Here is a 23,495-nt window from a genome sequence, read left to right as displayed (position 1 = left end):
GAATCGCGGAGCAGCGTGCTACCATTTATCTTGACGTCAAGATAATTTTTCGGTGAGAGTCGGACGCCCGATGGCCCGTGAGGGCAGTGGATCGTCGCCCGATGCGCGCACTGCGCGTGATGTCGGGCGCGGAGCGGCGCCGACGCACCTACGATGGGTGAGACGCCCCACCCCGAAGGAGATCGCACTGTGAGCACGATCGACTCGTTCGCCGCGAAGCAGACGCTCGCGGTCGGCGGAACCGACTACGAGATCTACGCCCTCGACGCCGTCGACGGCGCCCAGAAGCTGCCCTACAGCCTCAAGATCCTGCTGGAGAACCTTCTGCGCACGGAGGACGGTGCCAACATCACCGCCGATCACGTGCGCGCCATCGCGAACTGGGATCCCGAGGCGGAGCCCTCCACCGAGATCCAGTTCACCCCGGCCCGCGTGATCATGCAGGACTTCACCGGCGTGCCCTGCGTCGTGGACCTGGCCACCATGCGCGAGGCCGTCGAGGAGCTCGGCGGGGATCCCGAGCGCATCAACCCGCTGGCCCCGGCGGAGCTGGTCATCGACCACTCCGTGATGATCGACGTGGCCGGCCGCATCGACGCCCTCGAGCGCAACATCGAGCTGGAGTACGAGCGCAACAACGAGCGCTACCAGTTCCTGCGCTGGGGCCAGACCGCCTTCGACGACTTCAAGGTGGTGCCCCCGGGCACCGGCATCGTCCACCAGGTCAACATCGAGTACCTGGCCCGCACCGTGATGACCCGGGAGACCGACGGGGTGCTGCGCGCCTACCCGGACTCCTGCGTCGGCACCGACTCCCACACCACCATGGTCAACGGGCTGGGCGTGCTGGGCTGGGGCGTGGGCGGCATCGAGGCCGAGGCCGCGATGCTCGGCCAGCCCGTCTCCATGCTCATCCCCAAGGTGGTGGGCTTCAAGCTCACCGGGGAGATCCCGCCGGCTGCCACCGCCACCGACGTGGTGCTGACCATCACAGAGATGCTCCGCCAGCACGGCGTGGTGGGCAAGTTCGTGGAGTTCTACGGCGACGGCGTGGCCCAGGTGCCGCTCGCCAACCGTGCCACCATCGGCAACATGAGCCCCGAGTTCGGCTCCACCGCCGCCATGTTCCCCATCGACCAGGTCACCCTGGACTACCTGCGCCTCACCGGCCGTTCCGAGGAGCAGCTGGCGCTGGTGGAGGCCTACGCCAAGCGCCAGGGCCTGTGGCACGACCCCTCGGTGGAGCCGGCCTTCTCCGAGTACCTCGAGCTGGACCTGTCCACCGTGGTGCCCTCGATCGCGGGCCCCAAACGCCCGCAGGACCGCATCGTGCTCAGTGAGGCCAAGGAGTCCTTCCGCGAGGTGCTGCCCTCCTACACCGGGGACGACGCGCTCGCCGGTGGCGGTGCCGACCGGCCCGACCCGGCCGAGTCCGGCTCCTTCCCGGCCTCGGATCCCGCCTCCCCGCAGTCCGACAACGATTCCGGCGGCCAGGCACCGGCTGAGCACCACCAGGTCAGCGGCCGCGCCACCCGCCCCACCGAGGTGGAGGGCCACGACTTCACGATCGACCACGGCATCGTCTCGATCGCCTCGATCACCTCGTGCACCAACACCTCGAACCCCTCGGTGATGATGGCCGCGGGCCTGCTGGCCAAGAACGCCCTGGAGCGCGGCCTGGAGGTTAAGCCCTGGGTGAAGACGTCGATGGCCCCCGGTTCCCAGGTGGTCACCAACTACTACACGCGCGCCGGGCTGTGGCCGGCCCTGGAGGGGCTGGGCTTCCACCTGGTGGGCTACGGCTGCACCACCTGCATCGGCAACTCCGGGCCCCTGGCCCCGGAGATCTCCGACGCGATCGCCGAGAACGACCTGGCCGTCACCGCGGTGCTCTCGGGCAACCGCAACTTCGAGGGCCGGATCAACCCCGACGTGAAGATGAATTACCTGGCCTCCCCGCCGCTGGTCATCGCGTACGCGCTGGCGGGCACCATGGACTTCGACTTCGAGAACGACCCGCTGGGCACGGACCAGGAGGGCAACGAGGTCTACCTCAAGGACATCTGGCCCAGCCCCACCGAGGTGGAGCAGGTCATCGCCGAGAACATCTCCCAGGAGATGTTCACCGAGGACTACAAGGACGTCTTCACCGGCGACGAGCGCTGGCAGAGCCTGGAGACCCCGGAGGGCGCGACCTTCGAGTGGGACCCCGAGTCCACCTACGTGCGCAAGCCCCCGTACTTCGAGGGCATGGGCATCGAGCCGGATCCGGTCCAGGACATCACCGGTGCCCGCGTGCTGGTGAAGCTGGGCGACTCCACCACCACCGATCACATCTCGCCGGCGGGCTCCATCAAGGCCGACTCCCCGGCCGGCCGGTACCTGCGTGAGCACGGCGTGGAGCGCAAGGACTTCAACTCCTACGGCTCCCGCCGCGGCAACCACGAAGTGATGATCCGCGGCACTTTCGCCAACATCCGCATCAAGAACCAGCTGCTGGACGGTGTGGAGGGCGGCTACACGAAGAACTTCCTGACCGGTGAGCAGGAGTTCATCTACGACGCCGCCCAGGCCTACGCCGAGAAGGACATCCCCCTGGTGGTCCTGGCCGGCAAGGAGTACGGCTCCGGCTCCTCCCGCGACTGGGCCGCCAAGGGCACCAAGCTGCTGGGCGTCCAGGCCGTGATCACCGAGAGCTTCGAGCGCATCCACCGCTCGAACCTGATCGGCATGGGCGTGCTGCCGCTGCAGTACCCCCAGGGCGAGACCGCCGACACCCTCGGGCTGGACGGCACCGAGACCTTCGACATCACCGGCGTCACCGCGATGAACGACGGCGACACCCCGAAGACGGTCCAGGTCAAGGCCACCAAGGAGGACGGCTCGGAGGTCACCTTCGATGCCGTGCTGCGTCTCGACACCCCCGGTGAGGCGGCCTACTTCCGCAACGGCGGCATCCTGCAGTACGTGCTGCGCTCCCTGGTGAAGGCGTGATCTCTGCAGTTCGCACGCTGACCCCGGGATCCGCTGAGCGCATGGCCCGCTGATCGACCCGGTGCCCGACGGCCCGGGCGGAGGAGACTCCGCCCGGGCCGTCGGCGGTCTGCGGACCCGCTTCGCCGCACTCGAGGTGTTTTGCTGCACCGTCTCCCGTCTGGTCTGCACGGCGTTGCACACCTCCCTGATACGGCGTGAACCACCGGTGAAGATCTGCACAGATGTGACCATGCTTCCCGTCATCACAGGTCATCGCGTCGTACTCTGGTGTGCGTTCCGCAGTCGTGATCGAGGAGGATCCCCGCGTGTCCACCACTCAGGAGCATCCCGTCGTGCATGCACAGCCCGCTGCCTCCCGCGAGGCCCTCGAGCCCGCGGGTTCCGCCGTCCCCGGGTCGCTGCTGGCGGACATCGATGCCACGGGCGATCCCGCACAGCCGGGGCAGACCGACGTGGAGATCCCCGGTGATCCCGCCGCACTGCGCGCACTGCCCCCCGAGGACCTGCCGGCGCTGGCCCGCACCCTGCGTCGGCGCCTGCTGGAGATCACCTCACGGTCCGGAGGGCACCTGGGGCCGAACCTCGGAGTGGTGGAGCTGACCATCGCCCTGCACCGCGAGTTCGACTCCCCGCGAGAGGCGATCGTGTTCGACACCGGCCACCAGGCCTATGTGCACAAGATGCTCACCGGCCGCGCCGGCCTCGAGGGCCTGCGCAGCGCTGGGGGAGTGTCGGGCTACCCGGATCGCGGGGAGTCCGAGCACGACGTGGTGGAGAACTCCCACGCCTCGGGCTCGATCGCCTGGGCCCATGGAATCGACCGTGCCCGTCGCCTCGCTGGGGATCCGGCCACCACCGTCGCCGTGATCGGCGACGGTGCGCTCACCGGGGGCGTGGGGCTGGAGGCGCTCAACGAGCTGGCCTCCGACATCGGCACCCGCACCGTGGTTGTCCTCAACGACAACACCCGCTCCTACGCCCCCACGGTCGGCGGCCTCGCCCGGCACCTGCAGGACCTGCGAGACGGCACCGTGAGCGCCGGGGAGGATCTGTTCACCGCCCTGGGCCTGCACTACATCGGCCCCATTGACGGCCACGACCATGCCGCCCTGGCGCCGGCCCTCGCCCAGGCCCGCATCGCCGCGGAGGATCCTGCCTCCTCGGGCGTGGTCCTCCACGTGGTCACCCGCAAGGGCGCCGGATTCGAGCGCGCCGAGGCCGATGTCATGGACCACTGGCACGCCACCGGCCCCTTCGAGATCGAACCGCCCACCGAGGCCGAGGTCTACCCGCCGGCCGATGCCCCCGCCCCTACAACCACCTGGACCGCATGCTTCGGCGAGGCGGTGCTGGAGGCCGCCCGCGCGGACGGGCGCGTGGTCGCCCTCAGCGCCGCCATGGTGGACCCCGTGGGCCTGACCCCGATGCAGCGGGAACTGCCCGGCCGGGTGCTCGACGTGGGCATCGCGGAGCAGCTGGCGATGGACACCGCCGCCGGCCTCGCCCATGGCGGTGCCAAGCCTGTGCTCGCGCTCTACTCCACGTTCCTCAACCGCGCCTTCGACCAGCTGCTGCTGGACGTCGCCCTGCACAGCGAGGACGTCACCGTCACCCTGGACCGCGCCGGCGTCACCGGTGATGACGGCCCCAGCCACCACGGCATCTGGGACCTCGCGGTGACCGCCCAGGTGCCGGGCGCCTCTCTGTGGGCACCGCGCGACGGCGAGCGCCTGGCCGAGGCGCTCCCATCGGCCCTGGGCACCGGTGGCCCGTCGGTGGTGCGCTTCCCGAAGGGCGCCTGCCCGTCAGAACTGCCGGCGACGGCCCGGATCGATGCCGGTGACGTGCTGGCCGGTGATCCCGAGCTGCCGATCGACGTGCTGGTGGTCTCCATCGGCGCCCTCGCGCACCGTGCGGTCGAGGCGGCGCGATCACTGCGCGAGCAGGCGGGGGACGATGGCCCGAACGTGGTCGTCCTCGACCCGGTGCAGGCCCTGCCGCTGTCCTCGTCGATCGTCGACCTGGCGGCCTCCGCGGGTGCGGTGGTCACGGTGGAGGACGGCGTGGCCGAGCGCGGCATCGGCGCGGCCCTCGCGGTGCGGCTCGCACAGCGCGCCACGGTGGGCACCCCGATGCCGCCGGTGCGCACCCTCGGGGTCATCCAGGAGTTCATCCCGCACGCCAAGAGGGATGCGATCCTGGCGGAGAACGGCCTGGACGCGGCGGGGATCGAGGCATCGATACGCTCCGTGCTCGGGTGAGAACGGGGTGAAGACCGCTCGCGCCGACGGCGCGGGGGCGTGCATCCTGGTGCCATGAGCTCCATCTCCCCGACGCCGGACGGCGCGACTGCGCCGGACCCCTCGACCGTGCCGAACGGCCCGACCGCCGATAGCCGCCTTCTCGCCCTGCAGCGTGACTTCCGGCTCACCTCCATCGAGCCGATGAGCCTCACGCGCTTCGCGCGAGTCCATCGTGCGGTGACGTCCACGGGGGAGCACGTCGTGGCCAAGGTGACCGATACTCGGGCAGAGGCGATGGCCAGGTGGACGCGAGCCCTCGCAGATGCAGGGGTCACTGTGGTGAGCGCGGTGGCCGGGCCCCTCGAGCTGGATGGCGACCAGTGGGTGCTCTACCCGTTCATCGACGGGGAGTCCTACACCGGGACCACCGAGCAGATCCGATCCGCCGGTGACCTGCTGGGACGCCTTCACGCGGCGCAGGTGCCCACGGACGGCCTGCGCGCGTACTCCCATCCGGACACCGAGCGTGCCGATGTCGACTCCGATCTCGGCACCCTGCGCGATGTCGTCACCGCGCATCTGCCGTGCGAGGAGGCCGATGCCGCCCAGGCGGGTCTCACTGCCCTCGCCGATCGCTGGTGGGAGCACTCCTGGCCGGCTCTGAGGGCACGGGATGCCGAGCTGCCGCGCACCGGGGTCAGCTCGGACTACAAGGCTTCCAACGTCGTCTTCACCCCGACCGGCCCGGTACTCGTGGATCCCGACAACGGCGGCGTGGAGCCTCGGCTGCTCGACCTGGCGATGGCGCTGGTGCTGTTCCACTGCGAGTGCCCTGGTGCACCGGCCCGGATGATGAACCACGAGGAATGGGAAGTGTTCGCCCGCGCATACGGCGAGCACGTGACGCTCACGCCGGCCGAGCGCGAGCTGTGGTCGGCGGCCGTGGACCACATGTGGTGGGAGGAGGGTACCTGGGTGCTCGAGGACAACGATGAACAGGCCTGGGCGGATCCGGTGCAGGGGGGCTACCTGCGGTCGTTGGCGCTGTGGGATCCGAGCGGGTACCGGCTTCCCTGACCCCGTCTGCCGGATCCGTCCTGCTGCGTTCTGCCCGGAACCCGCTGGGGCATGGTCGTCTCTCGAGCGTGATCGACCGGTCCGGTGCTCCAGGACCCTCCCCATCATGCCTCCATCCACAGACGCAGCTGCGCTGTGTCGAATGTCGGAGGCGCTCGGTACTGTCGTCCCTACCGAATAGATGCTCGAATCCACCGCGAGGGTCGAATCCACTGCGAAGGTCGGATCCGCCGCGAGGGTCGAATCCACTGCGAAGGTCGGATCCGCCGCGAGGGTCGAATCCACGTCGATCGAAGAGGGGCGGCTGTGCACGGGACATCCACGAGCGCTGCGCACGAGTCGCCGCTGCTGAACGCCACCGCGTCGGCGAGCGAAGCAGTCAGAACCCTGGTGGAGCTCGCCTGTGACTGCACAGGGCACGACGCACCCGGCCCCGCTCTCGGCTCGGCCCCTCCCGATCACGCGCTGGTAGAGACCATCGGCCAGATCGAACGCATGAAGAACTCCTTGGATGCTGTTCAGAGCCGATTGGAAGTACAGCTTCGTCATGTGCGGGTCCGAGCCGAACGCGAGGCCGGGCTCCCCGTGGCGAAGGCCGGCAGCGGCGTCGGGCACGAGGTCGGCCTGGCCCGTCGCATCTCCCCGGCGGCCGCCGGGAACCAGCTCAGCCTGCGTCGGGTCCTCGTGGAGTCGCTGCCACGTACCCTCGCGCTGCTGGAGGCCGGAGAGATCTCCGGCTGGGCGGCCGAGGAGGTCTCCCGGGCCGTCATCGTCCTGGACGACGACGAACGCGCCACCGTGGATGCCGAGATCGCTGCCCGCCTGCCGGAGCTCACTGCGCGGGGAGCCGGCCGGGTCGCCCGCGCGGTTGCTGAGCGGCTGAACGCCGAGGCCGCTGTCGAGAGAGTGCGCCGCAGCACTGCTCAGCGCACCGTCACCCAGCGCGCAGCGGGGGAGGGAATGATGCGCCTGACCGCCCTGCTTCCCACCCATGAGGGCGTTGCCGCCTACGCGGCGCTGGCCCAGGCCGCGAGCGCAGCGAAGGCCACGGGCGATCAGCGATCGCGTGGCGCCGTCATGGCCGACACCCTCATGCAGAGGGTCACCGGCACCGCCGAGGGGGAGGTCGTCCCCGTCGAGATCCACCTGCTCATGACCGATACCACCCTCCTGGGGGACGGAGCCGACGTCGCCCTGATCGACGGGCACCCCATCCCCGGCCCGGTGGCCCGGAACCTGGCCCTGACCGGCGCACTGTTCCCCGAGACGCAGCTACGGGATCCCGATGCCGCGGGGGCCGCTCCCTCCGCGGCGCAGCATCGGCCCGCTCCAAGCGCAGCGCCTGCACCGGTGCGGTGGATCCGTCGTCTGTACGCGGATCCGGTCAGCGGTGACCTCACGGCCATCGACGCCCGTCGCCGGGTCTTTGCCGGCCAGGTCCGCGCCTTCATCAGCGCACGCGATCAGCGCTGCCGCGGACCCTGGTGCGATGCCCCGATACGCCACGTGCATCACGTGCACGGGTACGCGAGCGGTGGGGAGACCACCCCCGCCAACGGGGTCGGGACGTGCGAGCGGCTGAACCACGTAGCGGAGCTGCCCGGGTGGAGCACTCGGATCAGCGGCGAGGGAGGTGGCGGTGATCTGATCCTCACAGCACCCAGCGGGCACAGCTACCGGTCCCGTCCGCCGCGCCTGCGGGAGGAGCTGTGCGCTGAGCCATCGGTTTCCGGCGATGCGGGGCACTCGGTGCCGCACGATGAGGGGGCGATGGATCCATGGCAGCCCGAGGGCGCGGGGGAGGAGGACTTCCCCTATCCGCCATGGCAGGTGGTGGAGGAGTGGTTCGTCCCTGACTCCTGGATCCCGGTGGAGGACCTCGAGCCGTTCTGATCGGTCCCGATGGGAGACGTGGCGGCGGCGACGGGATCCGTGGTGCTCGCAGTGGAAAGCGCGATGAACGGTGGGATCACCGGAATAACTGTGCGCTCACAGAAGCACCGGCACACCCGGCCGCGCGGTGAGCACGATCGGATCGCCGTCGGTCACGTACAGGGTGTGCTCGGCGTGGGCGCCGCGGGAGCCGTCCGCCGAGCGCTGCGTCCAGCCGTCGACCTCGTCGACCACCAGCTCATGGGTGGTGGGCATCAGGAACGGCTCGACGGTGATCAGCTGCCCGGCCACCAGCTCGGCGCCACTGCCGGGCACGCCCTTGTTCGGCACGAAGGGCGCCTCGTGCATGGTGCGGCCCACGCCGTGCCCGCCGAACTGCTCGTTGATCGTGTAGCCCAGCCGGTGCGCCTCGTTCATCACCGCGTGGCCGATGTCGCCCACGGTGCTGCCGGCCCGCACCTGACGGATCCCCGCCCACATCACCGACTCGGTGTCGGCGATCAGACGGAGGTCCTCCTCCCGGGCCTCGCCCACCACGAAGGACACGCAGGAGTCGGCCACCCAGCCCTCCACCTCCACGGCGAAGTCCAGCGAGACCAGATCGCCGTCGGCCAGCACCTGGTCGCGGGGCCGGCCGTGCAGCACCCCGTCATTGACCGACGTGCAGATCACGTATCCGAACGGCGATGCCCCGAAGACGGGGTGGTAGTCGATGTAGCAGCTGGTGGCGCCGGCCTCGCGGATCATCTCGTGCGCCCGGGCGTCCACCTCCAGCAGGTTCCAGCCCACGTCCACGGTGCTGCTGAGCTCCGACAGCACCGAGGCCACGAACTGGCCTGCAGGGCGGGCCTGCTCGAGCGCGGGCAGCTCCAGCGTGGAGTCCCGGCGGCGTCGACGGCGCCCGCGGATCATCGGGCGCTCCCGTCCGCCGCGGCGGTGATCCGGCCAGCACGGCCAGGGCCCGCCTCGGAGTCTCCGGGTGCCTTATCGCTGTGCCAGCTCACCAGGCGCGCCCCCACCCAGGCGATCCCGGCCGCGAACAGGGCGGCCCCCAGCAGGTGGAAGAACACCAGCAGCTCGGGCAGTCCGGTGAAGTACTGGACGTACCCGATCACGCCCTGGACCGCGGTCAGCGCCACCAGCGCCCAGGCCGAGACCCGGGCCTGCGCGCTGCGGGGATCGCGGTGCAGGAGCACCAGCAGTACCGCGAGCAGGGCGCAGAACAGCCACACCGAGGCCGCGTGGATCTGGGAGATCAGGCGAGGGTCGATGGCGATGCGTGTGATCTCCCCGTCGTCACCGGAATGCGGGCCGGTGCCGGTGACCAGGGTTCCCAGCACCAGCACGGTGAAGCCGAGGGCGGCGATCGCGGCGTACAGAGCGACCGTCGACCAGGGCACCGTGCGCCGTGCCGTGCCGTCGCCCTCGTACAGGCGCACCACCAGCACGGTGGAGGCCGCGACGATCACCGGCGAGATCAGGAAGTGGGGGCTCACCAGCCCCGGGTGCAGATCCAGCCGCACCACGAAGGCACCGATGATCGCCTGCAGGGCGGTGCCGATCAGCGGAACCCAGGCCAGGCGCCGGAAGCCCGCGCCCTTGTGGCGCAGCCAGCGCCAGGACACCAGCAGCACCGCGATGGCGAAGACCCCCAGCACACCGGTGAGGGTGCGGTTGCCGAACTCCACGAAGGGGTGGATGCCGGCCTCCAGTGTGAGTTCCGGGGTGAACTGCCCGGGCTCGCAGTTGGGCCAGGTGGAGCAGCCCAGCCCGCTTGCCGTCAGGCGCACCGCCCCGCCGGACAGGATGATCCCCATCTGGCAGATCAGGTTCCCCCAGAAGGCGATCGCCGCGATCCGTGCGCGAGATGCGGCAGACCACGAGGGCAGGCGCGGATCGGGCTGGGTGCTGAGTCGGCCGTGCTGCTCGGGCAGCGGATCGGACGGGTGCGGCACGGTGGACTCAGCGGGCTGGGAGGACATGGCGACGATTCTAAGGATGTCGTCTGGACGTTCGGTCCGGCGCAGCAGCGTCGAGGTCGAATGCGATGGAGTCCTCATCCGAATGAGCGGACGACGAGTCGGCTCCGGCGGCCCGGTGCCGAAAACGGACTCAGCTGTCCGTCCAGCGGAACCAGCGGATCACCGCGAGTACACCGCCCACCGCCCACACCAGCAGCACCAGGAACGAGCCGACCATCAGGGCCCCACCGCCCAGGCCCGCCCGCATCAGCTCGCCGAGGGCGCCCGAGGGCAGCAGATCCACCAGACCCCGCAGGATCCGCGGATAGCTGACCAGGGGGAACGCGATGCCACCGACGGAGACGAACAGCAGGAAGAGCAGATTGGACACGGCCAGCACCGCTTCGGTGCGCAGCGTTCCGGCCACCAGCATCCCCAGGGAGCCGAAGGCGACGGTCCCGGTCAGCCACACCGGCACCAGCAGAAGCAGTCCGGTCACCTCGGGGCGCCAGCCCAGCGCGATCCCCAGCAGGCTCAGCACCAGGACCTGGAGCACGTGGACGCCCAGCGTGGCGAGGATCTTGCCGGCCAGGTAGCCGTCGCGGCCCAGGGGAGTGGTGGCGACCCAGCGCAGCACGCCGTTGCGCCGGTCGAAGCCGGTCTGGATGGCCTGGGAGGTGAAGGAGGTGGACACCAGGGCCGTGGCGAGCGTGGCGGCCATGGCGGTGTCAATGGGGGCGACGTCCTCGAGGCGCCCCACCGGGAGCAGGCGCAGGCCGATCAGCACCAGCGCCGGCATCACGATGGCGACCAGGATCTGCTCACCGTTGGTCAGCAGGATGCGCGCTTCCAGCGCGGCGTGCGAGAGGATCCGGCGCAGCGGGGGAGCAGGGGCGATCACGTGGGTGTTCATGCGTCCTCCTCCATCAGGTCCAGCAGGACGCTCTCGAGGTCCGCCGCACCGCCGGCGCCTAGCTCGAGTCGGGCCCCGTGCTTCGCGGCCAGGGACTGCAGGTCAGCGGTGAGGGCATCGAGCGATCCGGGTTCGATGTCACGCAGGGTGGCCTGCAGGCAGGCGGCCCCCCGGCCCGCCTGATGGTCGCTGATGACCTCGTCCACGGAGCCCGAGGCCAGGGCCCTGCCGCGGGCGATCACGCACACCGAATCGGCGAGCCCGGCCACGTCGTCCATGAGGTGGGTGGTGAGCACGACGGCGGTGCCGGTGCGGGCGAGTCCTTTGATGAGGGTGCGCACCCGGCGGCGGATCGACGGGTCCATGCCCGCTGTCGGCTCGTCCAGGAACACCAGGTCAGGCCGGCCGATGATCGCCAGGGCAAGGGCCAGGCGCTGCCGTTGCCCGCCGGAGAGCCGCCGCACCAGGGTGCCGCCGAACTCGTCGATGCCCAGGTGCTGGGCCACCTCGTCCACGTCCAGCGGATCGGCGTGCAGGCTCGCCCCATAGCGAAGCAGGGTCAGGGCCGGTGCACCGGAGGTGAGCCCGCCGTCCTGGATCATCACGCCGACGCGGGCGCGGTGCCCGGGGCCGGCGCGCCAGGGATCCTCGCCCAGCACCCGGACCGAGCCGCCGTCCGGTCGCAGCAGGCCCGTGGCGCAGGAGATGGCGGTGGTCTTCCCGGCGCCGTTCGGGCCCAGCACGGCGGTGACGGCCCCGTGCTCGGCCCGCAGATCGAGCCCGTCCAGGGCCCGGACGGGGCCGTAGGAGAGCGTCAGGTCCTCGGCGACGAGGGCGGGGGTGTCGTTGTGCATGGCGCCCCCATGGTAGGCGGGGCCGGGCGCCCCGGTGAAAAGCGGACACCCGGCCTCGGCCGGGGCACGCGCTCGTAGGTCACCCGTGCATCGACGGGAGCGGCCTCAGCGCCCCTGGAGGTGCAGCGGGGTGTGCTCCGGCTCCACCACCTCGGAGGCCAGCGGGGGCTCGGGGGCGGTGCCACCGGGACCCCAGGTGTCGGTCTCGAAGCGATCGCGGTCGTGCGGCTCCAGGATGTGGCTCATGTCCGGGCCCAGCGGCACGATCTGGGTGGGGTTGATGTCGGTGTGCACGTAGTAGTAGTGCTCCTTGATGTGCTGGAAGTCCACGGTGTCGCCGAAGCCCGGGGTCTGGAACAGGTCCTTGAGGTAGTTCCACAGGTTGGGCATGGTGGCGAGGGTCTGCCGATTGGCCTTGAAGTGGCCGTGGTAGGCGACGTCGAAGCGCACCAGGGTGGGGAACAGCCGTACATCGGCCTCGGTGATCGATGGGCCCATGAGGTAGCGGCGGGTGGACAGGCGCTCCTCCAGCTCGTCCAGCGCCTCCCACAGCAGGTGGTACTCCTTCTCGTAGGCCTCCTGCGACCCGGCGAAGCCCACCTTGTACACGCCGTTGTTGACCCGGTGCAGCATCCAGTCGTTCAGCTCGTCGATCTCGGCGCGCAGGTGCTCCGGGTAGAGGTCCGGTGCGCCCTCCCGCTGGAACTCGGTCCACTGGCTGCTCAGGTCCAGCGTGATCTGTCCGAAGTCGTTGGTGACCACGGCGCCGTCGCGGGTGTCCACGATGGCGGGCACGGTGATGCCGCGGGGGTAGTCGGGGATGCGCTTGAAGTAGGCCTCCTGCAGGCGCTCGATGCCGAGCACCGGGTCCTTGCCGCCCTCGTCGAGGTCGAAGGTCCAGGAGCGCTTGTCGTGGGTGGGACCGGCGATGCCCATGGACAGGGCATCCTCCAGGCCCAGCAGGCGGCGCACGATGATGGTGCGGTTGGCCCAGGGGCAGGCGCGCGAGACCACCAGGCGGTAGCGGCCGGCCTCGACGGGGTAGCCGTCCTCGCCGTCCTTGGTGATGCGGGTGGGGATGTAGTTCATGTCCCGGTCGAAGGACTCGCCCTTGCGGACGTAGCTGCCCTTTCGGTCGTGCTCGTTGGTCTCCTGCGTGCTCATGGCGTGCTTCTCCTGTCGTGGGACGGGTGTCGGGTTCCGCCCTGATGGTGATCCGCCGTGTGCGGGATCCACCGCCGAGGGACCGTCGGCACCATTATGATTGAAAACTGAAGTAAGCTCAAGAGGGGTGGAGATCCTCACTCGGATCAGTCCCCGACGGTCCCGCATCGAGGTCGGCGATGCGATACGGTTTATGCAAGCAAATGCTTGTGAAATACACACGAGTGCAACAGACGCGAGGCGCGCGTGCCCGATTCGCGACGGGCGCGCGAGGGAGGAGGAGCGCGTGGACCACATCGACAGCGACCAGCGACCCGCCGACCCGGATCTCCGCGACACCCGTGAGCGGCTGATCGAGGCCATCTCCACCCACGGTCCGGTCACCGCGCGTCAGCTGGCCGAGCGCTTCGGTCTCACCAGTGCGGCCGTGCGTCGGCACCTGGCGGCGCTGCTGGCCGACGACGTCATCGCCGAGCACGAGGCCCCTGTGGCCCGCCGCGGGCGCGGCCGGCCCTCCAAGGCGTTCGTGCTCTCGGCCTCCGCGCACGAGTCGCTGCCCGGGGGGTACGACCAGCTCGCCGTGCTGGCCATGGAGGAGCTGGTGCGGGAGGGAGGCACCGATGCAGTGCGGCGCCTGGCCGATCGCCGCGTGGCCGACTGGGAGAGCGAGCTGGAGTCCCTGGTGGTCGATAGGATCGCGCAGGGCGAACGGGTGACCGTCGAGCGCCGGGTCGAGCTGCTCGCGGAGCTGCTCACCTCCCGCGGGTACGCCACCACCGTGCGCCCCCTCACGGTCCCCCTGCCGACAGCCGGTGCACGAGGGCGCTCCCGCCCGCGTACGCTCATGACGGCGCAGCTGTGCCACGGGCACTGCCCGGTCCTGGACGTCGCGTCCGGGCACCCGGAGCTGTGCGAGGCCGAGACCCGCGTCATCTCCCGCATCGTCGGAGCCCCGGTCCAGCGTCTGGCCACTCTGGCCCAGGGAGCACATGCCTGCACGACCCACATTCCGCTCACCGAGGGAAGGACACCATGACGAGCGCACCAGAGCAGCTCAGCCAGGACGAGATCATCGCGTCCATCGGCAACTACGCCTACGGATGGCACGACGAGGACTCGGCCGGCGCCAGCGCCCGCCGAGGTCTGAGCGAGGAGGTCGTCCGTGACATCTCCCGCTTGAAGGACGAGCCAGAGTGGATGCTCGAGCGCCGCCTGAAGGCGCTCAAGCTCTTCGACAAGAAGCCGATTCCGACCTGGGGCCCGGACCTCTCCGGCATCGCCTTCGACACCATCAAGTACTTCGTGCGCTCCACCGAGAAGCAGGTGACCTCCTGGGAGGAGCTACCGGAGGACATCAAGGAGACCTACGACCGCCTCGGCATCCCCGAGGCCGAGAAGCAGCGCCTGGTTGCCGGTGTCGCCGCGCAGTACGAGTCCGAGGTGGTCTACCACCAGATCCGCGAGGACCTGGAGGAGCAGGGCGTCATCTTCGTGGACACCGACACCGGTCTGCGCGAGTACCCGGAGATCTTCCAGGAGTACTTCGGCACCGTGATCCCCGCCGGTGACAACAAGTTCTCCGCGCTGAACACCGCCGTGTGGTCCGGCGGCTCCTTCGTGTACGTCCCCAAGGGCGTGCATGTGGAGATCCCGCTGCAGGCCTACTTCCGGATCAACACCGAGAACATGGGTCAGTTCGAGCGCACGCTGATCATCGCGGACGAGGGCTCGTACGTGCACTACGTCGAGGGCTGCACCGCCCCGATCTACAAGTCCGACTCCCTGCACTCGGCCGTGGTCGAGATCGTGGTGAAGAAGGACGCCCGCGTGCGGTACACGACCATCCAGAACTGGTCGAACAACGTGTACAACCTGGTCACCAAGCGCACCACGGTGGAGCAGGGCGGCACCATGGAGTGGGTCGACGGCAACATCGGCTCCAAGGTCACCATGAAGTACCCGGCCGTGTGGCTGATGGGCGAGCATGCTCGCGGTGAGACCCTCTCGATCGCCTTCGCCGGTCAGGGCCAGCACCAGGACACCGGCTCCAAGATGGTGCACATGGCGCCGCACACCTCCAGCTCGATCGTCTCCAAGTCGGTCTCGCGCGGTGGCGGGCGCAGCTCCTACCGGGGCCTGGTGCAGGTGATGCCGGGCGCCGAGCACTCGGCCTCCACCGTGCTGTGCGATGCGCTGCTGGTGGACCAGATCTCCCGCACCGACACCTACCCGTACGTGGACGTGCGCGTCGACGACGTCCAGATGGGCCACGAGGCCACCGTCTCCAAGGTCTCCGAGGAGCAGCTCTTCTACCTCATGAGCCGCGGCATGGAGGAGACCGAGGCGATGGCGATGATCGTGCGCGGCTTCATCGAGCCGATCGCGCGCGAGCTGCCCATGGAGTACGCCCTCGAGCTGAACCGCCTGATCGAACTGCAGATGGAAGGAGCAGTCGGCTGATGACCTCGTCCGATGTCACCGATGTGAAGGGTGCCGAGAGCGCCGGGGACCCGACGGCGAACGAGGCCGCGGGCAACGCGGCCGGCGCCGCGCCGGTCTCCGCCCAGGACGTCCTGCACGAGTCCGACGCCCGCGACGCGCGCGCGAGCGGGGCCGAGCTGGAGTCCGAGGGCCTGACCATGACCGGCCAGGAGGGCGAGAAGTCCGCCGCGCACGGCGCCGCCAACCGCGGCGACCGCAAGCGCTCCTTCGAGCTCGCCGACCACGAGGTTCCCACCTCCAAGGTCGAGGAGTGGCGCTTCACCCCGCTGCGCCGCTTCGCGCCGCTGTTCGAGGACGTCGCCACCGACGACCGCGAGGGCGACCCGGCCCTGGACTACCAGGTGGAGATCCCGCAGGGTGTTCCCGATGTCGCGAACCTGGCCCCCGGCCAGGCCCCCCGCGGCACCGTGCTGGTGCCCGAGGACCTCACCAGCGCCGTGGCCTCCGCCCGCTGCGAGCAGGCCCTGCACCTGGTGGCCCCCAAGGGCACCGACGTGGCAGAGCCCTTCCGGGTCGCGATCACGGGCAGCGGTGCCGACCGCCGCGGCAATGCCCACATCGTGCTGGAGACCGAGGAGTCCTCCTCGGCCACCTTCGTGCTGAACCACACCGGCAGCGCCCAGTACGCGCAGAACGTGGAGATGGTCGTCGGCGACAACTCGCAGATGACCGTCATCGCCCTGCAGGACTGGGACGACGATGCGCTGCACATCGCCCGCCACCACGCCCGCGTGGGCCGCGACGCGAAGCTCAAGCACATCGTGGTCTCCCTGGGTGGCAGCGGCGTGCGCGTGGACGTCATCGGTGAGCTGGCCGCCCCCGGCGGCGAGCTGGAGAACCTGGGACTGTACTTCTCTGATGCCGATCAGTTCCTCGAGCACCGCCTGTTCGTGGACCACGCCGCACCGAACTGCACCTCCAACGTCGCCTACAAGGGCGCGCTGCAGGGGGCCAAGGCCCGCTCCGTGTGGGTCGGCGACGTGCTGATCCGCAAGCAGGCCGAGGGCACCACCACCTACGAGCTGAACCGCAACCTGGTGCTCACCGAGGGCGCCCGCGCGGACTCGGTGCCGAACCTCGAGATCGAGACCGGGGAGATCGAGGGCGCCGGCCACGCCGCCGCCACGGGTCGCTTCGACGACGAGCAGCTGTTCTACCTCATGGCCCGCGGCATCCCGGAGAAGGAGGCCCGCCGCCTGGTCGTGCGGGGCTTCTTCGCCGAGCTCATCCAGCAGATCGACGTCCCGGAGATCCGCGAGCACCTCTTCGAGTCGATCGAGAACGAGCTCGAGCGGAGCATGAACTGATGCCCGACGCCTTCGTCCCCGTCGCCACCCTCGATCAGCTCGCCCCGGGCGAGGCGATCGACGTCGTCGCCGGCGGGGTGGAGATCGCCCTGGTGCGCGACGAGGACGGAGGCGTCCACGCCATCGAGGACCGGTGCTCCCACGAGGACGTCCCCCTCTCCGACGGGGACGTCGAGGGCTGCACCCTCGAGTGCTGGAAGCACGGCAGCCAGTTCGATCTGCGCACCGGCCGTCCGCTGCAGCTGCCCGCCGTCCTCCCCGTGCCGGTGCACCCGGTGCGGGTGGACGAGACCACCGGCGAGATCTCGGTCGACCCGACCGCGACCCTCGCCCCCTGAACATCCCCGTACAACGAATGCCAGGTCGAAGCGCCTGGCCGCACAGCTGAGGAGAACCACCGCATGTCGATCCTGGAGATCAAGGACCTCCACGCCACCGTCGAGACCCCCGAGGGCACCAAGGAGATCCTCAAGGGCGTCGACCTGACCATCAAGGCGGGCGAGACCCACGCCATCATGGGCCCCAACGGCTCGGGCAAGTCCACCCTCGCCTACGCGATCGCCGGCCACCCCAAGTACGAGATCACCTCCGGCTCGGTCACCCTGGACGGCGAGGACGTGCTGGAGATGAGCGTCGACGAGCGCGCACGCGCCGGCCTCTTCCTGGCCATGCAGTACCCCGTCGAGGTGCCCGGAGTGACCGTCTCGAACTTCCTGCGCACCGCCAAGACCGCCATCGACGGCGAGGCCCCCGCACTGCGCACCTGGGTGAAGGACATGAAGGGTGCCATGGCGGACCTCCGCATGGATCCCGCCTTCGCCGAGCGCAACGTCAACGAGGGCTTCTCCGGCGGCGAGAAGAAGCGCCACGAGGTCCTGCAGATGCAGCTGCTCAAGCCCGGCATCGCCATCCTCGACGAGACCGACTCCGGCCTGGACGTGGACGCGCTGCGCATCGTCTCCGAGGGCGTCAACCGCGCCAAGGAGAACACCGACGTGGGCATCATGCTGATCACGCACTACACCCGCATCCTGCAGTACGTGAAGCCCGACTTCGTGCACGTGTTCGTCGACGGGAAGGTCGCCGATCAGGGCGGCCCCGAGCTCGCCGAGCGCCTCGAGTCCGAGGGCTACGACCGCTACCTCACCCCCACCGCCTGACCACGGAGGAGCCATGACAGAGACCAGCGCACCCGGTGCCTCCGAGCACGCGACCGCTGAGCAGGTTTGGGAGGCGATGAAGGATGTGATCGATCCCGAGCTGGGGATCAACGTCGTCGACCTGGGCCTGGTCTACGGCATCACCGTCGAGGAGGGCAACGCCGTGGTGGACATGACCCTCACCTCGGCCGCCTGCCCGCTGACGGACCTGCTCGAGGAGCAGACCTTCGCGGCTCTGGACCCCATCACCGAGTCCCACCGCATCAACTGGGTGTGGATGCCGCCGTGGGGCATGGAGAAGATCACCGAGGACGGCCGCGAGCAGCTGCGCGCGATCGGGTTCAACCTCTGATCCGATCCGCTGAGCCGGCCACAGCGATCGGAAGGGCCGCAGCGTCCCTGTGGACGCTGCGGCCCACCCCTCCCAGGTCTGTATACAATCCGGGGATCGACGTGGAGAGGTGACCTGTGGATCTGTGGAGCATCGCGCTGCTCGCGCTGATGGGCGTGCTGGCTGGCATCATCAATGCCGCGGTCGGCTCAGGCTCGCTCCTGACGCTGCCGGTACTGCTCGCCCTCGGGCTCCCGCCCGGTGAGGCGGTGCGCACGAACACGGTCGGCATGTCCTTCGCGACCATTGGATCGGTGCTCGGGTTCCGTCGGGAGATCGCGGCGGAGCGGGCGCACGTTGGACCGCTCACGCTGGTCACGGTGCTCTGCGCAATGGTCGGCTCGCTGCTGCTGCTCTTCTCTCCCTCCAGCGCGCTGGACGTGGTGGTGCCGGTCCTCATCGTGGTCGCGCTCGTGCTCGTCGTGCTGCAGCCGACGATCACCCGCCGCATGGCCGCCCGGCGGGCTCGCCGCGCGACGGATCCGCAGGTGTCGACGGCTCTGGCGCAGACGGGCGCAGATGCCGAGGGCCCTGTCGGAGCCGCCTACCGCCGACCCGAGGTGATCGCGCCGATGGGTCTTGCCGCGGTCTACGGCGGCTACTTCACGGCGGCCCAGGGCATTCTCTACACGGCGATCCTCGGCACGATGACCGGTCGCTCGCCCAAGGCGATCAACCCGGTGAAGAACCTCATGCAGCTGGTGGTGAACATCGCGGCCGCCGTCGTCTACATCAGCGCGTTCGTGCTGGTCGGGTCGACGATCGCTTGGTGGGGCGTGCTCACGCTGGCCGTCTCGGGCCTCATCGGGGGCTTCGCCGGCTCGCACATCGCCAAGCGGTTGCCCAACAGCGTGCTGCGCGCCGCGATCGTCGTCGTGGCCCTCGCAGCCCTCTTCCGGCAGCTCCTGGGCTGACCCTCCTGCGGCCCGGCTCGATCAGTCGGGGAGGTCCGCGAGTCCCGCGAGGAACGCATCGCGGCTGCGGACCAGGTGATCGCGCATCGCCTCGGCGGCCCCCTCGACGGCCCCGTCGGTCACCAGCTCGAAGATCCGCCGATGCTGCGTCCACGTGGACGAGCCGCGATTGGCGGTGTAGCCGCCGTGGGTGGCGTGCATCCACTCGATCCTGCCGCCGATCCGCTGCAGCAGATCAGACAGCACCGGGCGCTGCGCCAACAGGGCGATCCCCTGGTGGAAGTGCAGGTTCGCCGAGGCGATCTGCCGCGCATCGCGACGCTCGACCCCCTGCTCACCGTCGCACAGCGAGGACTCGACCTCCGCCAGCAGCGCGGCGGACCTCTCCCCGGGCTCGGTGTCGTCGCGAAATCGCTCGGCGGCGCTGCGCACCATGGCGACCTCGAGCACGATGCGCAGATCGAACAGTTCAGCGGCGTCGGCGTAGGGCGGACTGGCCACGCGCGAGCCGACGTTCGGCGTCGAGATCACGAAGCCCTCTCCGGTGAGGGTCTGCAGCGCCTCGCGCACCGGGATGCGGGAGACCCCGAACTCCTCAGCGAGGGCCACCTCCCGCAGCGGTGTCCCGGCGTCGAGCCGCGCCTCCATGATGCGCGAGCGCAGCTCATCGGTCACGCTGCGCGCAGCATGGTCAGACACTCATGAACTCCCTGCCCGGCACCGATTCGATCAGTCCCCGAGTGTAGTCATGCTGAGGGTTCGTGATGACGTCCCTGACCGGTCCGGTCTCGACGACGCTGCCGGACCGCATGACCACGACGTCCTCGGCGAGCTCCGAGACCACGGCGAGGTCGTGCGTGATGAACAGGCAACTGATGCCGAGCTCCCGGGTGAGTCCGCCGATCAGGGTGAGGATCTGATCCTGCACGAGCACGTCGAGGGCGGAGACCGCCTCGTCGCACACCAGCAGCTGCGGGCTCGAGGAGAGCGCACGGGCGATGGCGACGCGCTGGCGCTGTCCGCCGGAGAGCTGGCTCGGATGGGCGTGCGCCAGATGCGCGGGAAGGGCCACCTGTTCGAGCAGGGTGCGCACCCGCTCCCGCCGCTCACCTCGATCACCGATGCCGAAGACGTCGAGCGGCTCCCGGATGATCTGCTCCACGGTCCACATGGGGTTCAGCGAGGAGTAGGGGTCCTGGAAGACGGGCTGGGTGAAGCGCCGCAGCTGCTTCATCTCCCGGCGGGAGGCGTCCGTGACGGAGCGGCCGTCGAGCAGCACGTCGCCGCTCGTCGACGTCTCGAGCCCGAGCACGATCGAGGCGAGCGTCGACTTCCCGGAGCCGGACTCGCCGATGATCGCGGTTGTCACACCGCGGCGCGCGCGGAAGCTGATCCCGTCGACCGCCCGGACCTCGCCGCGGGCCGAGCCGCGCATGCGGAACACCTTGGTGAGGTCCTTCACCTCCAGCACGTATTCCGACTCGGCCACCGGCGGCGTCGAGGAGAGGTTCGTGAGCACGGGAGAGGCGTCGACGAGCTCGCGGGTGTACGGGTGCTCCGGGTGGCGCAGCACCTCGCCTGGCAGGCCGCGCTCGACCAGCTCGCCCTCGTGCATCACGGCGATGCCGTCGGTGCGGTCCGCCGCGACGCCCAGATCATGGGTGACGAACAGCAGTGACATGCCGCGCTGTTCGACCAGTCGCTCCAGGTGGTCGAGGATCTGCTTCTGCACCGTGACGTCGAGCGCGCTGGTGGGCTCGTCCGCGATGACGATGTCGGGATCGCCAGCGAGGGCGATCGCGATGAGGATCCTCTGCCGCATGCCGCCGGAGAACTCGTGCGGGTACTGGCGGGCGCGCCGCTCGGCCTCGGGGATCCCCGACTCGGTCATCAGGCGGATGACGTCGTCGTGGATGCTCTGCTTGTCGGTCTGCCCATAGGCGCGCAGGGCGTCGGCGATGTGGTCACCGACCCGCATCGTCGGGTTGAGGTTCGACATCGGATCCTGCGGCACGAGCGCGATGCGACGCCCCCGCAGCTGCCGCCATTCGGCAGCGGTGGCGCCGACGAGCTCCTGGCCGCGGTACCGGATCGAACCGCCGGTGATGCGGCCCTCGCCGGGCAGCAGGCCCAGCAGCGCGGCGATGGTCGTCGACTTGCCGGATCCGGAGCCGCCGACGATCGCCATCTTCTCGCCCGGGGCCAGCACGAAGCTGATGCCCTTCACCGTGGGCTCCGCGCTGCGGCCGTAGGTGATCTCGAGGTCGGTGACCTCCAGCACGTGCTCATCGGTGCTCATTGCGGATTCCTCCTCGCTGCCTGCGCTGTGGGTCATCGCCGTCACCGACCCACCGCGTAGCCCTGCTCGCCGCGCGGGTTCGCGGCGGCGCCGAGCAGACCGGTCGACGGATCCCGGGTGACGGCGGAGAGGCGTCCGAGCGCCCAGTCGCCGGCGCGGACGATCCGGTGTCCGCGCGCCTCGAGACCGGCGATGACCTCGTCGCCGATGCGGTCCTCGACCACGGACTCGCCGGGCGCCCAGGTGCGCGGCCAGAAGCTGTCGACCATCGAGGTGGTGTGCAGCATCGGCGCTTCGATCGCCTGCTGCGGGGTGTAGCCGCCGGCGAGCACGCGCAGCAGGAACAGCAGCTGCCACTGGTCCTGCTGGTCCCCGCCCGGCGTGCCCACCGCGATGACCGGCTCCCCGTCGCGCAGGACGAGCGTCGCGCTGAGCGTGGTGCGGGGCCGCGCCCCGGGCCGCAGGGCCGACGGCGAGGACTCCTCAAGCCACATCATCTGCAGACGAGTGCCCAGGCAGAAGCCGAGCTCGGGGATCGTCGGGGAGGACTGCAGCCAGCCGCCCGACGGGGTGGCGCTGATCAGGTTGCCCCAGCGGTCGACGACGTCGATGTGGCAGGTGTCGCCGGAGACTTCGCCGGTCTCGGGATCGGCCTTCTCCTCGCCCGCACCGACGCGCACGGTCGGCTCGCCGGCGGAGGCGTCGCCGGTGCCTCCGGCCTGCGCGTACTCCTCGCGGGTCTGCACGTGCGAGAGATCGCCCGGGCGCCCGTGGAGCGTGCCGGGGCGGAGCTTTGCGGACGCCGTCTCGGCGATGAGAGCGCGCCGCGAGGCGACGTACTCGTCGGTGAGCAGCGCGGAGACGTCGGCGTCGGCGCCGAAGAACGCGTCGCGGTCGGCGAGCGCGAGCTTCATCGTCTCCAGGACCAGGTGGGCCCCGCGCTCGGTCGACGGGTCCAGGTCGGCGTCGTCGAACCCGTCGAGGATCCGCAGCGCGATGAGCAGTACGGGGCCCTGCCCCCACGGTCCGGTCTTGGCGATCTCGGCGCCGCGGAAGGTCGCGACGGTCGGCTCCTCGTAGGCGGCCGCGGTCCCGGCGATGTCCTCCCGGGTGATCACCCCCGCGTAGTCACCGCCGTCCGCGTGGCGGTGCGGGGTGCGGACGAACGCGTCGATCGCCTCCGCGACCGGACCGGTGCGCCAGCGGTCCCGGGCGGCGGCGATGCCGGCGGCACGGTCCTCGACGGCGTTCGCGGCATCGACGAGGTCCTGCAGCACGTCGGCGTAACGCGGGTTGGTGATGAGGTCGCCCGCCTGCGGAGCCGCACCGTCCGTCAGCCACAGCTCGGCGGAGCTCGGCCAGTGGGCGAGGAAGAACTCCCGCATCGACGCGATCTGCGCGGCGACCCGCGGCAGGACGGGATGACCGTCGCGGGCGTACCGGATCGCCGGGGCGAGCACCTCCTCCAGGCGCAGCGTGCCGTAGTCCTGCAGCAGCATGAGCCATGCGTCCACGGCCGTCGGCACCGCGGCGGCGAGCGCTCCCGAGCCCGGTACGCGATCCAGACCGAGCTCGTCGCGGTACGTCCGGATGCTCGCCCCGGCGGGCGCGGGGCCCTGGCCCATGAGCACGCGGGGCCGGGAGTCGTCGGCGACAGCGGCGAACACGCCGGTCATGTCCCCGCCGGGGCCGTTGAGATGCGGCTCGACCACGTGCAACACGAACGCTCCGGCGACGGCCGCGTCGAAGGCGTTGCCGCCGCGCTCGAGCATGCCCTGCGCGGTGGCCGAGGCGATCCAGTGCGTGGAGCTGACCATGCC

19 protein-coding genes are annotated in these 23,495 nt (G+C 70.2%); 11 read left to right on the top strand and 8 right to left on the bottom strand.

Annotated elements, in window-relative coordinates:
- The first annotated feature begins 189 nt into the window (after nt 1-189).
- The 4 genes from IOE58_RS10380 to IOE58_RS10365 all read left to right on the top strand — a co-directional run bounded on the left by IOE58_RS10380 (nt 190) and on the right by IOE58_RS10365 (nt 8,210).
- On the top strand, nt 190-2,994 hold the full coding sequence (locus IOE58_RS10380) for an aconitate hydratase (RefSeq protein ID WP_348981944.1): 2,805 nt from the start codon (nt 190-192) through the stop codon (nt 2,992-2,994).
- A gap of 308 nt (nt 2,995-3,302) precedes the next feature.
- Nucleotides 3,303-5,258, top strand: a complete 1,956-nt coding sequence (locus IOE58_RS10375; protein WP_193866311.1) for a 1-deoxy-D-xylulose-5-phosphate synthase — start codon at nt 3,303-3,305, stop codon at nt 5,256-5,258.
- 54 nt (nt 5,259-5,312) lie between these two features.
- Entirely contained in the window at nt 5,313-6,317 is a 1,005-nt protein-coding gene (locus IOE58_RS10370) for a phosphotransferase enzyme family protein (protein WP_193866310.1), read from the top strand.
- 495 nt (nt 6,318-6,812) lie between these two features.
- On the top strand, nt 6,813-8,210 hold the full coding sequence (locus IOE58_RS10365) for an HNH endonuclease (RefSeq protein ID WP_193866337.1): 1,398 nt from the start codon (nt 6,813-6,815) through the stop codon (nt 8,208-8,210).
- Between the two features lie 96 nt (nt 8,211-8,306).
- Here IOE58_RS10365 and map read toward each other — a convergent pair whose 3' ends face one another.
- From map to IOE58_RS10340, 5 genes are all read right to left on the bottom strand, one after another.
- On the bottom strand, nt 8,307-9,122 hold the full coding sequence (gene map, locus IOE58_RS10360; RefSeq protein WP_193866309.1) for a type I methionyl aminopeptidase: 816 nt from the start codon (nt 9,120-9,122) through the stop codon (nt 8,307-8,309).
- The gene (locus IOE58_RS10355) at nt 9,119-10,192 is read right to left on the bottom strand and encodes a COX15/CtaA family protein (RefSeq protein WP_193866308.1); all 1,074 of its coding nucleotides are present in this window, start codon (nt 10,190-10,192) and stop codon (nt 9,119-9,121) included. Before IOE58_RS10355 ends, map begins: the two co-directional genes overlap by 4 nt.
- A 130-nt stretch (nt 10,193-10,322) precedes the next feature.
- A complete protein-coding gene (locus IOE58_RS10350; protein ID WP_193866307.1) occupies nt 10,323-11,084 on the bottom strand; it encodes an ABC transporter permease in 762 nt (253 codons plus the stop codon).
- Nucleotides 11,081-11,938: an ABC transporter ATP-binding protein gene (locus IOE58_RS10345; RefSeq protein WP_193866306.1), complete on the bottom strand. Its 858-nt coding sequence runs from the start codon at nt 11,936-11,938 to the stop codon at nt 11,081-11,083. Before IOE58_RS10345 ends, IOE58_RS10350 begins: the two co-directional genes overlap by 4 nt.
- Nucleotides 11,939-12,043: 105 nt before the next feature.
- Nucleotides 12,044-13,102 carry a glutathione S-transferase family protein gene (locus IOE58_RS10340; protein ID WP_193866305.1) on the bottom strand — a complete coding sequence of 353 codons (1,059 nt, stop codon included), beginning with the start codon at nt 13,100-13,102 and terminating at the stop codon, nt 12,044-12,046.
- Between the two features lie 286 nt (nt 13,103-13,388).
- Between IOE58_RS10340 and IOE58_RS10335 the strand changes: the two genes are divergently transcribed.
- From IOE58_RS10335 to IOE58_RS10305, 7 genes are all read left to right on the top strand, one after another.
- On the top strand, nt 13,389-14,138 hold the full coding sequence (locus tag IOE58_RS10335) for a helix-turn-helix transcriptional regulator (protein WP_259891339.1): 750 nt from the start codon (nt 13,389-13,391) through the stop codon (nt 14,136-14,138).
- A complete protein-coding gene (sufB, locus tag IOE58_RS10330; protein ID WP_193866304.1) occupies nt 14,135-15,562 on the top strand; it encodes a Fe-S cluster assembly protein SufB in 1,428 nt (475 codons plus the stop codon). Before IOE58_RS10335 ends, sufB begins: the two co-directional genes overlap by 4 nt.
- Entirely contained in the window at nt 15,562-16,911 is a 1,350-nt protein-coding gene (sufD, locus tag IOE58_RS10325; protein ID WP_193866303.1) for a Fe-S cluster assembly protein SufD, read from the top strand. Before sufB ends, sufD begins: the two co-directional genes overlap by 1 nt.
- Nucleotides 16,911-17,249, top strand: a complete 339-nt coding sequence (locus IOE58_RS10320; RefSeq protein WP_193866302.1) for a non-heme iron oxygenase ferredoxin subunit — start codon at nt 16,911-16,913, stop codon at nt 17,247-17,249. Before sufD ends, IOE58_RS10320 begins: the two co-directional genes overlap by 1 nt.
- Before the next feature lie 63 nt (nt 17,250-17,312).
- Nucleotides 17,313-18,071, top strand: coding sequence for a Fe-S cluster assembly ATPase SufC (sufC, locus tag IOE58_RS10315; protein WP_193866301.1), 759 nt, complete (start codon nt 17,313-17,315; stop codon nt 18,069-18,071).
- Between the two features lie 13 nt (nt 18,072-18,084).
- Complete coding sequence (locus IOE58_RS10310) at nt 18,085-18,423, top strand: metal-sulfur cluster assembly factor (protein WP_193866300.1); 339 nt, start codon at nt 18,085-18,087, stop codon at nt 18,421-18,423.
- A gap of 116 nt (nt 18,424-18,539) precedes the next feature.
- Nucleotides 18,540-19,376: a sulfite exporter TauE/SafE family protein gene (locus IOE58_RS10305; RefSeq protein ID WP_259890871.1), complete on the top strand. Its 837-nt coding sequence runs from the start codon at nt 18,540-18,542 to the stop codon at nt 19,374-19,376.
- A 21-nt stretch (nt 19,377-19,397) separates the two neighbouring features.
- Here IOE58_RS10305 and IOE58_RS14795 read toward each other — a convergent pair whose 3' ends face one another.
- From IOE58_RS14795 to IOE58_RS10290, 3 genes are read right to left on the bottom strand one after another with little or no spacing between them, the layout of a single operon-like run.
- Nucleotides 19,398-20,075 carry a GntR family transcriptional regulator gene (locus IOE58_RS14795; protein ID WP_193866299.1) on the bottom strand — a complete coding sequence of 226 codons (678 nt, stop codon included), beginning with the start codon at nt 20,073-20,075 and terminating at the stop codon, nt 19,398-19,400.
- On the bottom strand, nt 20,068-21,675 hold the full coding sequence (locus IOE58_RS10295; RefSeq protein WP_193866298.1) for a dipeptide ABC transporter ATP-binding protein: 1,608 nt from the start codon (nt 21,673-21,675) through the stop codon (nt 20,068-20,070). Before IOE58_RS10295 ends, IOE58_RS14795 begins: the two co-directional genes overlap by 8 nt.
- A 41-nt stretch (nt 21,676-21,716) precedes the next feature.
- Entirely contained in the window at nt 21,717-23,492 is a 1,776-nt protein-coding gene (locus tag IOE58_RS10290) for a gamma-glutamyltransferase family protein (RefSeq protein WP_193866334.1), read from the bottom strand.
- Nucleotides 23,493-23,495 lie beyond the last annotated feature (3 nt).

The organism is Brachybacterium epidermidis (genome assembly GCF_015209585.1).
Taxonomy (GTDB): Bacteria; Actinomycetota; Actinomycetes; order Actinomycetales; family Dermabacteraceae; genus Brachybacterium; species Brachybacterium epidermidis.
The sequence above is the reverse complement of the archived record's forward strand: the minus strand, read 5'-3'. Positions and strand labels throughout refer to the sequence as shown.